General features: G+C 71.7%; 7 protein-coding genes. 1 reads left to right on the top strand and 6 read right to left on the bottom strand.

Annotated features, from left to right (window positions below):
- Positions 1-9: 9 nt before the first annotated feature.
- From I601_RS14360 to I601_RS14335, 6 genes are all read right to left on the bottom strand, one after another.
- The gene (locus tag I601_RS14360) at positions 10-2,856 is read right to left on the bottom strand and encodes an ExeM/NucH family extracellular endonuclease (protein WP_068111069.1); all 2,847 of its coding nucleotides are present in this window, start codon (positions 2,854-2,856) and stop codon (positions 10-12) included.
- 77 nt (positions 2,857-2,933) lie between these two features.
- On the bottom strand, positions 2,934-5,207 hold the full coding sequence (locus tag I601_RS14355) for a bifunctional metallophosphatase/5'-nucleotidase (RefSeq protein WP_068111066.1): 2,274 nt from the start codon (positions 5,205-5,207) through the stop codon (positions 2,934-2,936).
- A 205-nt stretch (positions 5,208-5,412) separates the two neighbouring features.
- Positions 5,413-6,057: a CDP-diacylglycerol--glycerol-3-phosphate 3-phosphatidyltransferase gene (gene pgsA, locus I601_RS14350; RefSeq protein ID WP_068111062.1), complete on the bottom strand. Its 645-nt coding sequence runs from the start codon at positions 6,055-6,057 to the stop codon at positions 5,413-5,415.
- Positions 6,054-7,535, bottom strand: coding sequence for a 30S ribosomal protein S12 methylthiotransferase RimO (gene rimO, locus I601_RS14345; protein ID WP_068111059.1), 1,482 nt, complete (start codon positions 7,533-7,535; stop codon positions 6,054-6,056). Before rimO ends, pgsA begins: the two co-directional genes overlap by 4 nt.
- A 116-nt stretch (positions 7,536-7,651) precedes the next feature.
- A complete protein-coding gene (locus I601_RS14340) occupies positions 7,652-9,496 on the bottom strand; it encodes a helix-turn-helix domain-containing protein (protein ID WP_068111056.1) in 1,845 nt (614 codons plus the stop codon).
- The gene (locus I601_RS14335; RefSeq protein ID WP_237089418.1) at positions 9,493-12,006 is read right to left on the bottom strand and encodes a DNA translocase FtsK; all 2,514 of its coding nucleotides are present in this window, start codon (positions 12,004-12,006) and stop codon (positions 9,493-9,495) included. The genes I601_RS14340 and I601_RS14335 overlap by 4 nt, the downstream gene beginning before the upstream one ends.
- 25 nt (positions 12,007-12,031) lie before the next feature.
- Between I601_RS14335 and I601_RS21725 the strand changes: the two genes are divergently transcribed.
- The gene (locus I601_RS21725) at positions 12,032-12,265 is read left to right on the top strand and encodes a hypothetical protein (RefSeq protein ID WP_068111054.1); all 234 of its coding nucleotides are present in this window, start codon (positions 12,032-12,034) and stop codon (positions 12,263-12,265) included.
- Positions 12,266-12,287: the final 22 nt, after the last annotated feature.

Here is a 12,287-nt window from a genome sequence, read left to right as displayed (position 1 = left end):
CTGCTGCTGCTACTTCTTGCCCTTCTTGCTCTTCTTGCTCTTCTTGCTCTTCTTGACGTGCACGGTCACGCTCTCCTCGGTCGCAGCGACGGCGTCGTCACCGGAGTAGCGGACCACGATCTTCTGGCGGCCGGACTCCTGGAAGGCCTTGCGGACCTTGATCTTGGCCCTCCCCTTGCGGTCCAGCACCGCGGTGTACGTCGAACCGTCGGGCAGCTCGATGCTCACCTCGCCGGTCGGCACCGTGCCCTCGGCGACCACGCGCACCTCGACCTTGACGTTGCGCTGGCCGACCTTCGGGTGCTTCGGACGCACCTTGACGCGCAGGTCGGCGTCGGCGAGCTCGGCCTCGTCGCTGGTGTCCAGACCCACGACCACGGGGTCGTGGTCGCTGGAGCGGTAGGGACCCGGGGCGTGGAAGTCGGTGCCGTGGATGTTGAAGCGGCTGTACTCCATGGCGATCGACTCACCGGAGTTGATGTTCCAGATGTCGGTACCGGTGACCAGCTCGAGCGCGGCCTCGTTGGCGAGCACGTGGTCCAGCGAGCCGGAGAGCCCACTGAAGGAGTAGGACCACTCCTCGACCGGGGACAGCTCCTGCACGTTGGTGTACCCGCCCTCGTAGAGGACCTGCAGCGGGTCCTCCATCGAGTAGGAGTTGAAGTCACCGACGAGCAGCACCGCGTCGGTGCCGGTGTCGCCCTGGACGGCGGGCACCCACGCCTCGAGCGCGGTCGCCTGGGCGACCCGGTCGGGGTTGGCGTTGCCCTGGCCGGTGCCGTCGTTGGTCCCGGAACCCTTGGACTTGAAGTGGTTGACGACGACGAGGACGTCCTCGCCTCCGTCGACGGGGGCGAAGACCTGCCCGATGGGCTCGCGGGCGTTGCCGAAGGCCTGACCGCTCGCGCTCTGGTCGCCCAGGGCACGGGCCTCGCCGACCCGCTCGACCGCGGCGGGCTTGAAGATCAGGGCGTTGGTGATGACGTCCTGCTCGCTGGCGGCGGGCAGCTCGGTCGAGGACGGGTTTGCCGCCCAGGTGCCGGCACCGGCGTCGGCGTTGAGTGCCGCGACCAGGGTCTCGGTGGCCTCGTCGGCCTCCTCGCCCAGGGCTGCGGAGTTCTCGATCTCCATCAGGCCGACGACGTCGGCGTCGAGGCCGTTGATCGCCGCGACGATCTTCTCCTGCTGCCGGGCGAGGTCCTGGGGGTCCCAGGCGCCGCGGAGGTCGCAGCCGCCGCGCACGGTGGTGCCGTCGCCGTCCCGGTCGGTGTAGGAGGTGCAGCCGTCGTTGCCGACGTTGTCGTCGTCGGGGTCACCCAGGGTGGTGAAGTAGTTCAGCACGTTGAAGGACGCCACCGTCAGGTCCGGGGTGCCGTCGGCCGCGATCTGGGCGGCGTCGGGTGCCTCGGTGCGGGTGTTCTCGAACGTCGCCGGCGAGGTCGCCGGGAAGTTCTCCCCGTCGACCGACACCAGCGGCTGGAACCGGTAGGTCGGCGAGCTCGGCGAACCGCCCTGGGTGAGGATGACGTCCTCGGTGAAGTCCACCGCGGCACCCACGCGGACCGGGGCCTCGTTGGAGATGTAGGCCGGGGTGAGCGAGCTGTTGCGGGTGTAGTCGGTGCCGGAGCCGTCGTCGAGCGTGATCGCCCGGGCGGCGTTGTCGGCCTCGACCGCGGCGATGGCCGCCGCGTCCTGGGCGTCGGCCACCTCGGTGGGCTGGATCAACGGCTTGTCGCCGCGGGCCAGACCGACCTCGCCGAACCGGTTGGTGTTGTAGGTCTCGGTGACCGTGAACCCACCCTGCGGGCTGAAGAGCATGGCCTCGAGCGACTCCTTGGCCGCGTCGGTGGCCGGCCACTGCCCCGTGTACGCCGACACCTCGTCGGCGGGCTCGACGAGCGCGACGGTGCCGGCCTCGGAGGAGACCACCTGCGTCTGGCCGGCGTACTCGTCGACCTCGCCGGTGACCTCGACGTGGTCGCCGGGCTGCACGCTGATCGAGCCGGAGCCCTGCGGGTAGTAGACGAAGACCCCGTCGGAGGTCGCGGCGTCGCCGTCGCCCTGCGGGTCCTGGAGGTAGAAGCCGTAGAGGAACCGCGGGGCGGCGGTGACGACGCCGGTGGTGACGACGTCCTGCCCGGCGAGCGGGGAGGTCGCGCCGCTGCCCTGGATCTCCGGGATCGTGGCCTCGACGGGTTCGGTCGGCTCCGGCTCTCCGCCACCGCCTCCGCTGTTCTGGGGGCCGGGCGCGCCGACGGTGAACTCGGCGAGGTTGTTGTCGCCGTCGGGCGACGTCCGCCCGGCCGAGGTCGAGTTGCTGGTGGCCCCGGTCTTGGCGGTCTCGAAGGTGTTGCTGTTGACGCCGAGCAGGTCGACGACGCCCGGAGCGGAGGTGACCGACCCGGCGACCGGGTTGAGGGCGGTGGTGCCCTCGGCCAGCCAGACGGTGAAGGCCGTCCCGGACATGGAGACCGAGCCGGTCGCGTCGGGGGTCGGCAACGGGTCGAGCTGGTCGTTGGCTCCGGCGTTCTGCTGGACCAGGTAGTGACCACCCGCGGGCACGGTGCCACTCAGCGGGGTCACGCCGGTGGCGGCGCTGTTGCTTCCGGAGGAGCGGTACTGCACCGACATCCCGTCGACACTGATGGCGGCGTCGGTGGGGTTGTGCAGCTCGATGAAGTCGTGGGTGTAGGTGGCGCCGGAGTTGCCGCCGCCGCCGTACGCCTCGCTGATGACGAGGCCGGGACTGACGGCTGAGGCGGGCGCGATGCTGACGCCGGTGGCGAGCGCCGCGAGGCCGAGCGTGCCGGCGAGCAGCGGGGCCAACCGACGGGTGGCCCGGGTGGAGACAGGCATGGGAAAGCCTTCCGAGGAGGGAGGTGGGCTGGAAAGGCCGGAGGCCCGCCGACTCGGTCGGCGGGCCTCCGGGTGGATCAGCGGACCTGGAAGCGCAACAGGTCCGAGAAGTCCCCGTAACTGACGAGGATGGTGTGCTTGCCCTTCGTGAAGGGACCGACCTTGGTCTTGGCCTTGCCGTTCTTGTTCAGCTCGATCGTCTTGTCGACGCCCGAGCCGGTGAGGGTGACCTCGCCGGAGGCGGGCTCACCGTCGATGGTGACGATCGCGGTCACCTTGAGCCGCTTGCCGGCCTTGATGGCGCCCTTGGGGCGACGCTTGGCCTCGACGACGGCGTCGGTGCCGGCCTCGAACGCGACCGGGACCTCGACCTCGGTGCCGGTGGTGGTGCCGACCACGCGCACCGAGTCCGGCGAACCGGAGTAGGCGGGCACGGTCAGGCTGACCGAGGCGGTGCCGTTCTCGTCGGCGACGTCGCTGACGACGGTGTTGTCGACGTCGAAGACGCCCACGGACCTGCCGGCCAGGAAGACCTCGACCTCGTCGTCGCTGAGACCGGCGACATCCTTGGTCGGGGCCAGCAGCAGCGAGGAGAGGTCCATCGCCAGGGTGTCACCGGCGGCGTAGGTCGCCGGGGCGTCGTCGGGGAAGCTCACACCCACGCTGTGCTGGGCGTAGTCCACGGCCACGGGGGCCTCGGAGCCGAACTCCTCCATGTAGTCGACCATGGCCTGCAGGTCGGACTGACCGGTGTCGGTCGGGTTCGAACCGGCGGCGAAGGTGCCGAAGTTGTCACCGCCCGAGGCCAGGAACGAGTTGGCGGTCACCGAGTAGGTGGTCCCGGCGTCGATGGGCTCACCCTTGAGCCACATGCCGGTGATCCGCTCGCCGCGCGCCGCGGTCGGGTCGTAGGTCCACTCGAAGCCGTCCGAGGCGCCGAGGTGCAGGAACGGGCGCGAGGAGCCGTCCGGCTGCCACTGCTCCTCGAGCAGCGACTTCAGCTGGGTGCCGGTCAGCCCCATCTTCACCAGGGTGTTGGCGAAGGGCTGGACGATCGCGGCCTGCTTGTAGGTCACCGTCGCGGGGTAGCCACCCTCGGCGAGGCCGATGATGTCGTCGCGCAGACCACCGGGGTTCATGAACGCGATGTCGGTGCCGGTGGCCCATCGCTGGACCTCCCCGACGAGGTTGCCCACCGTGGACTCCCCGCCCCGGTTCTCGGTGGTGCCGTCGGCACGCTTGGCGCGGGTGAAGGGACCGGCGATCTCGCCGAGAGGTGCCGCGCCGAGCTCGTCGGAGACAGCCACGGCGTCGTCGACGATCTTCTTGACCGCCGCGTCCTCCGGGAAGGGCTCCGCGGTGCGCGCGACGTTGATGAGCTCGGTGTCGACGCCCGCGATGCTCCCGCTGGCCGGGTCGACGCTGAAGCTGAGCCGGTTGATGTTGAAGCCGTACTGGCCGGCGGACACGACCGGACGCAGCGTCGCGGGCGCCTCGGCGGACCCGATCTTGCAGTCGTAGGCCAGGTGCGTGTGTCCCGAGACGATGGCGTCCACCGAGGAGTCGACGTCCTTGACGATGGAGCCGAAGTCGGTGTCGGCGCCCAGCGCCGCGATGTCGGTGCAGCTCGCCTTCGGCGCGCCCTCGTGGACGAGCATCACGATGACGTCCACGCCGGCGGCCTCGAGGGAGTCCGCCTCCGCGTTCACCTCGTCGACGATGTCGGTGACCACGATCTCCGAGATGCCCGCAGGGGTCACCAGCTCGGGCAGGTGCTCGGTCACGGCGCCGATGAAGCCGACCTCGACGGCCTGGTCTCCCGTCCCGACCGTCTGCACGTATGTCGGCTCGAGGGCGTCGGAGCCGGTGTCACGCATCTTCACGTTCGCGCCGATGTAGGCCCACTCGGCCCCGCCGTAGGGGTTGGCGTCGGAGGCGGGCTTCATGACCCGGTTGACCAGGTCGTCGTAACCCTGGTCGAACTCGTGGTTGCCGACCGCGGACACGTCGAGGCCCGCTTCGTTCAGGGCGTCGATCGTCGGCTTGTCCTGCTGGATGAACGACTCGAAGGTCGAGGCGCCGATGAGGTCACCGGCCGCGGCGAAGATCGTGTTCGGGTGCGCGGCGCGCACCGAGTCGACGGCGCTCGCGAGCTTGGCAGCACCCCCCGCGTCCCGCGCCGGCAGCAGACGGCCGTGGAAGTCGTTGATACCGACGATGGTGACGTCGACGGGGTCGGCGGCGTACGCCGCGGTGGTGGTGGTCAGGGTGAGGGCGCTGGCCGCGAGGCCCAGCCCGAGCCCGACGGCCAGGGGGCGGGTGGCGCGCCCTGCCCAGGAACGAGATGACACGTGTGGGGGTCCTTTGACGTCGTCCGGATACGGCGACGGCAACGTAACCCTCACGGGGCGGCAAAGTCGTTAGCCGGGCGTGAACAGGGCCGGGCGAAACGGTGTCGATCCGGCATCGGGTGAACCACTGCCACAAGTGACGTGGATCTCTCGACAGGTTCCGCCGTAGATACCCGCGCGACCGGCGTGATAGCCCGGGCGACCGTCAGGGGCGCGGGGGGCGGGGACCGGACAGCGAGTCCCGCTGCTTCCACACGTCGCGGAAGAACTCCCAGCCCGACCACAGCGTCAGCGCGACCGCCGCGGCGAGCAGGACCTGGGCGACGTAGAAGAGGACCTCACCGGGCACGTCGAGCACCGCGGGCAGGTCGGGGTCGCGCAACGGCAGGGTCAGCGCGCCGAGCGAGAGCACCTGCACGGTCGTCTTGAGCTTGCCGAGGTCCTTGGCGGCCAGCACGACCCGCTTGGCGATGGAGAGCCGCAGCAGCGTCACGCTCCATTCACGCACCAGCACCACGATCGCGACCCACCACCACACGTCGCCGATGATCGCGAGGGCGATGAGGGCCATCCCGGTCATGGCCTTGTCGGCGATCGGGTCGGCGATCTTGCCGAAGTCGGTGACCAGGTTGCGGGCCCGGGCGATGTCGCCGTCGATCTTGTCGGTGATCATCGCGACCGCGAAGATCACGTAGGCGACGGTGCGCCAGACGGCGGAGTCGCCGCCGTCGATGAGCAGCGCCGCACCGAAGAACGGCACCAGCACGATGCGCAGCGTGGTGAGCGCGTTGGGCAGGTTCCAGTTGCTGGGACGGGCCTCCTGGCCGGTCCCCCCGGTCGTCCCGCTCATCGGCTCTCCTCCGCGAACAGGTCGACGCCCTCGGTGTCGGTGACCACGGCGTCGACGAGGTCCCCGATCCGCAGACCGGCCGAGGCCGGCAGGTAGGTGGTGCCGTCGACCTCGGGGCCCTGGTGGGCGGAGCGGCCGGCGACCATCGGGGCGCCGTCCTCGTCCACGAGGCTCTCGACCAGCACCCGCACCCGCTCGCCCACGCGCTCCTCCGCGCGCTCGGCGTTGAGCTGCTCGACCAGGCCGGTGACGTGCTCGGTGCGGGCCCGCACCTCGTCCTCGTCAAGCTTGCCGTCGAGGCGGGCCGCCTCGGTGCCGTCCTCGTCGGAGTAGCCGAAGACACCGGTGACGTCCATCCGCGCCGCCACCAGGAAGTCGCACAGCGTCTGGAGGTCGTCCTCGGACTCACCGGGGAACCCGACGATGACGTTGGAGCGCACCCCCGCCTCGGGGGCGAGGGAGCGGACCTGCTCGAGGAGACCCAGGAAGCTCTCCGGGTCGCCGAAGCGGCGCATCCGGCGCAGCACCGCGTTACTGGCGTGCTGGAAGGACAGGTCGAAGTAGGGCACCACGCCGGGGGTGGTGGCGATCGCCTCGATCAGGCCCGGGCGCGTCTCGGCGGGCTGCAGGTAGGAGACCCGCACCCGGTCGACGCCCTCGATCGCGCTCAGCTCGGGCAGCAGGGTCTCGAGCAGGCGCAGGTCGCCGAGGTCCTTGCCGTAGGAGGTCGAGTTCTCGGAGACCAGGAAGAGCTCGCGCACGCCCTGGGTGGCCAGCCAGCGGGCCTCGGTGAGCACGTCGGCGGGGCGACGCGACACGAACGAGCCGCGGAAGGCGGGGATGGCACAGAACGAGCAGCGCCGGTCACAGCCCGAGGCGAGCTTGAGCGGGGCCATCGGTCCGGAGTCGAGGCGGCGGCGTACGGCGCGGGGGCCGGTGGCGGGCCCGCCCTGGCCGACCGTGGTGACGTCGCCGTGGCCCGGCACGGCCAACTCGGTGTCGGCGCGGTCGACCGGGCTGATCGGCAACAGCCGGCGACGGTCCTGGGGCGTGTGGGCCTGGTGGGTCTCCCCCGCGACGATCGAGCGCAGCCGCGCCGCGATGTCGGGGTAGTCGTCGAAGCCGAGGACCGCGTCGGCCTCGGGCAGCGACTCGGCGAGGTCCTTGCCGTAGCGCTCGGCCAGGCAGCCCACGGCCACGACGGCCTGGGCGCGTCCGCCGTGCTCGACCTTGAGGTCGGCCGCCTGGAGCAGGGTGTCGACCGAGTCCTTCTTGGCGGCCTCGACGAAGCCGCAGGTGTTCACCACGACCGTGTCGGCCTCGGAGGCGTCCTCGACCAGGCGGAAGCCGCCGGCCTCGAGGCGGCCCGCGAGCTCCTCGGAGTCCACCTCGTTGCGCGCGCAGCCGAGGGTCACCATCGCCACCGACAACAGGTCGGGGGCGGTGGACTGGTCCGGGGTGGGGGTCTGGGTAGTCATGGCTGTCCTCGAGTATGGCCGCCGGGCGCGCACCGACGCGAACCCGCGGGGCCGCGGGGACGGGCTCGGGTGACCCAGCGCACGGCCGCCCGTGCGGGCGGCCGTGCGGTCGTGGGTCAGTCGCGGGCGACGAAGGTGTTCTGGGCCTCCTGGCCGGTACTGCCCAGCGCTCCCTGCTCGACCCCGTCCACGGTGATCTCCAGCGAGCCGTCGCTGGACTGCACGCGCACGGGCTGCGAGACCTTGGGGAGCACCTTGACCTCTCCGAAGGACAGCGAGCCCTTATAGACCAGCTCGTTGGCGCCGTCGCGCACCACGACCTCCGCGCCCCCACCGGCGGCGTTGAGCACCACCGGCACCGGCGCGCCGGCACTGGTGGCGCCGGCCGTGGACAGCTGCGGCACCGGGTCGCGCAGCTCGACGGGGCTGTCGGTGATCAGGCGCGCGACCGACCAGGCCAGCACCAGCGCCATCACCGCGGCGATCAGCACCGACCAGTTCGGCCCGCCACGGGTCGCGCGGATCGCGCCGCCCGAGCCGAGCTCGGCCTCGAAGACGCGCCGCGGGTTGATCGGGGCGTCGGCGTACCGCTCGTCGTAGTGCGCGAGCAGCGGGGTGGCGTCGGTGCCCAGCACCCGCGCAAGGGTGCGCAGGTGGCCGCGGGCGTAGAAGTCGCCACCGCAGGGTGCGAAGTCGTCGACCTCGATGGACTCGATGACGTGCGGGCGGATGCGGGTGCGGTCGGCCAGCTGGTCGACGGTGAGCCCCAGGCGGGTGCGGGCGGCGGCCAGCTCGGGGCCGACCACGGGGTCGGGCGCCGGCTCGCCGAGGTCGTCGATGACGATCGGCTCGACCGGGGAGCCCTCGGTCGCGATCGGGCGGACCCGACCGTCGCGGTCCCCCCACACGACGGTGTCCTCGACCAGCGAGACGCTGCCGGGACGGCGCAGCTCGCGCCCCTCGGGCAACCGCACGGCCGTGTCGTCGTCCCCCTCGGCGTGGTCGAGGCGCAGCGCGTTCGACCCGAAGACCTGGGTCTGGAAGTCGTCGCCGCGCCCGATCGTGACGTCGCTGCGGATCTCGGCGCGCACCGCGGTGACCGGGTCCCGCGTCGGCGCCGGGGTCGCGCTGGCGTGGGCCGCCGCGGGCTCGACCACCGGTGCGTCCGTCGCCGCCGGCCGGAACCGCTCCGGCAGCCCGGAGGCGACCCGACCGATGGCGTGGGCCAGCAGCGGGCGCGGGTCGGGCAGGCGGTGCCGCGCAGCCTCCTCGACCCCGGTGGGCTCGTCGTTCCCGGACTCGTCCTCGATGTCGATCTCGGCCTCGTCCTCGTCCTCGTCCTCGTTGGGCTGGTCGGTCGCTCCGGTGGGGAGCTCCGGCTCGTCGTCGGTGCGCGTCGCCGCCCACTCGTGCTCGTCGACGTACTCGTAGCCCTGGATCTCGGCGACCTCGGTCGCTCCCCCGGCCAGCTCGTCGAGCGCGGCGACCAGGTCGCTGCCCTCGGGGACGCCGGTCACGGTGGTCGCGAGGGCCAGGGCGACGCTGCGCGGCTCGTCCTCACCGGACAGCACGTCGACGGAGCCGTCGCGCCACCAGCGCCGGCGGGCGAGCACCTCGACGGCGTCGATGTCGGACCACGGCAGCCCGTGCCAGGTCCGGCCGCGCCGCAGCCGGACACCCTGCTCGTCGGCCACGAACAGCGGCGCACGGCTGTCGGCCAGCGTCGCCAGGTGCACCACGGCGATGGCACCCACCAGCGTCAGCAGCGCCCAGTCCAGCGCGCTCCCGCCACCGGCGACGCGTGCGACGTACGCCGCGGCCACCAGCGCGGCCACGACGCCGAGCGCACCGGCGACGCGCACGTCGCGACGCACCTCGACGACACGGTGCTCGGTCTGGTTCTCGCCCCCGGTCTCGGGCTGGGTCTCGGGCTGGGTCTGGTCCATCTGGGTCTCGCTCACATCTCCCCCTGCAGGGTGGCGATCAGGCCATCGATTTCATCGGGCTTGACGAGCACGTCTCGTGCCTTCGAACCCTCGGAGGGACCGACCACGCCCCGGGACTCCATGATGTCCATGAGACGGCCGGCCTTGGCGAAGCCCACGCGGAGCTTGCGCTGCAGCATCGAGGTGGAACCGAACTGGGTGGAGCAGACGAGCTCGATGGCCTGGATGACCAGGTCCATGTCGTCGCCGATGTCGTCGTCGATGTCGCGCTTGGCGGCCGCCGGGGCGGTGACGTCCTCGCGGTAGGTCGGCTCGAGCTGGGTCTTGCAGTGCGCGACGACCTGGGCGATCTCCGCCTCGGTGACCCACGAGCCCTGCACCCGCACGGCCTTCGACGAGCCCATCGGCAGGAAGAGCCCGTCGCCCTGGCCGACCAGCTTCTCCGCACCCGGCTGGTCGAGGATGACCCGGCTGTCGGAGAGGCTGGAGGTGGCGAAGGCGAGCCGGCTCGGCACGTTGGCCTTGATCAGACCGGTGACGACGTCGACGCTGGGGCGCTGGGTGGCCAGCACCAGGTGGATGCCGGCCGCACGGGCCAGCTGGGTGATCCGCACGATCGCGTCCTCGACGTCACGCGGGGCGACCATCATCAGGTCGGCGAGCTCGTCGACGATGACCAGCAGGTAGGGGTACGGCGCGAGCTCGCGCTCGCTGCCCGCCGGCACCTCCACCTCCCCGGCACGCACGGCCTTGTTGAAGTCGTCGATGTGGCGGAAGCCGAAGTTGGCCAGGTCGTCGTAGCGCATGTCCATCTCGCGCACGACCCAGGCCAGCGCCTCGGCGGCCTTCTTGGGGTTGGTGATGATCGGGGTGATCAGGTGCGGGACGCCCTCGTAGGCGTTCAGCTCGACCCGCTTGGGGTCGACCATGATCATCCGGACCTCGTCGGGCGTGGAGCGCATCAGGATCGAGGTGATCATCGAGTTGATGAAGCTCGACTTGCCCGATCCGGTCGCGCCGGCCACGAGCAGGTGCGGCATCTTCGCGAGGTTCGCGACCACGAAGCCGCCCTCGACGTCCTTGCCGAGCCCCGCGACCATCGGGTGGTGGTTGTTGCGGGCCGCACCCGAGCGGAGCACGTCGCCGAGGCTGACGATCTCCTTGTCGACGTTGGGGATCTCGATGCCGATCGCGGACTTGCCGGGGATCGGGCTGAGGATCCGCACGTCGGCCGAGGCCACGGCGTAGGCGATGTTCTTGCTCAGCGCGGTGACCTTCTCGACCTTGATGCCGGCGCCGAGCTCGACCTCGTAGCGGGTCACGGTCGGGCCGCGGGTGTAGCCGGTGACCTGGGCGTCGATGCCGAACTCGTCCAGCACGTTCGTCAGGCGCGCGACCACGTCGTCGCTGGCCTGCGAGCGGGCCTTGTGCACCGAACCGGGCTTGAGGACCTCGTTGGCCGGTAGCGAGTAGGCGATGTCGCCGGACAGCGAGAGCTGCTCGACGCGCGGGGGCAGCGGGGTGTGCGGCGGCGGCTCGAGGTCCTCGGTGGCCTCCGCGGTCGCGATCTCCGGCTTGCCGGCCTTCGCTGCCCTGCCGGGCTTGTCGGCGCCGCCAGGGACCGCGGCCGCGGCGGCGGGGGCGAAGATGTCGACGCCCACGCTGCTGTCCTCGCGCTGGCCGCGGGCGGCCTGCTGCTCGACGGTGAGGTCCTCGTCGAGCGCCACGTCGAGGGCGTCGCGCTCACGCTTGCGCTTGCGCTTGTCGAGCTCCCGGTCGCTGAGCACCGGGGTGTCGTAGGCGGGGTCGCCCATGTCGGGGTCGATGTCGCCGGAGGCCCGGCGTCCGCGCCCACGGGGCGAGGCGCCGTCCTCGTCGTCGAGGTGGCGACCCAGGGCCTGGTCGCGCAGGTCGGCGAGCCGCTGGGGCACCTGGTAGACCGGCGTAGCGGTCACGACCAGGACGCCGAAGACGACCAGCATCAGCAGCAGCGGGACGACGACGTACGGCGAGCGGAGCAGGTCGAGCAGCAGCGAGGAGACGACGTACCCGACGGCTCCCCCGCCGGACTGCAGCGGGGTGGCGTCGCCGGCGACCGGCTGCGGGCTGCCGTTGGCGATGTGCACGATGCCGAGCAGGCCGAACGCGAGCGCGGTCCAGCCGATCACCTGGCGCCCGGCCGGTCCGTTGCTGACCGGGTCGCGCATGGTGCGCCAGCCCACCCAGACCAGGGCCATCGGGACGAACCAGCCGAGCTTGCCGACCGATCCGGCGACGGCGACGCGCACCGGGTCGGTGACCGGGCTCTGGATCTGGAACCAGACCGCACCGGCGCTCACGACCGCGAGGCCCAGCAGCAGCAGGCCGACCCCGTCGCGGCGGTGCTCGGGGTCGAGGTCACGGGCACCGCGCCCGATGCCGCGCGCCAGCGCGCCGACGCCGTGGGCGAAGGCCAGCCAGAGCGCGACCGCACCCCGGGCGAGCGCGCCCAGGGTCAGCAGCACCGGGCCGGGACCGCTGCGCACGGCGCGCGGAGCCGGCCGCTTCGCGGTGCTGCTCCTCTTCGTCGGGGTGGCGCGCTTGGAGCTCGACGGGCGCTTGCCGGTCGAGGTCGCGCGCGCAGCGCTGGTGGTGGATGTACTCCGGGATCGGGTGCCTGAGCTTCCGGACCGGCTCGAGGAACCGGTCGTGGACGTGCTCGTGCTCCGCGACCCCGGCGGGGAAGACGTACGGGTCGCCATGGTCCACACCCTAGGTGAACGCCTCACCCGTCCCAGGGATTAACACCCGCACCACCCTCACGTGT

The sequence above is a fragment of the Nocardioides dokdonensis FR1436 genome (genome assembly GCF_001653335.1).
GTDB lineage: Bacteria > Actinomycetota > Actinomycetes > Propionibacteriales > Nocardioidaceae > Nocardioides > Nocardioides dokdonensis.
This window is presented reverse-complemented; position numbering and strand designations above follow the sequence as displayed.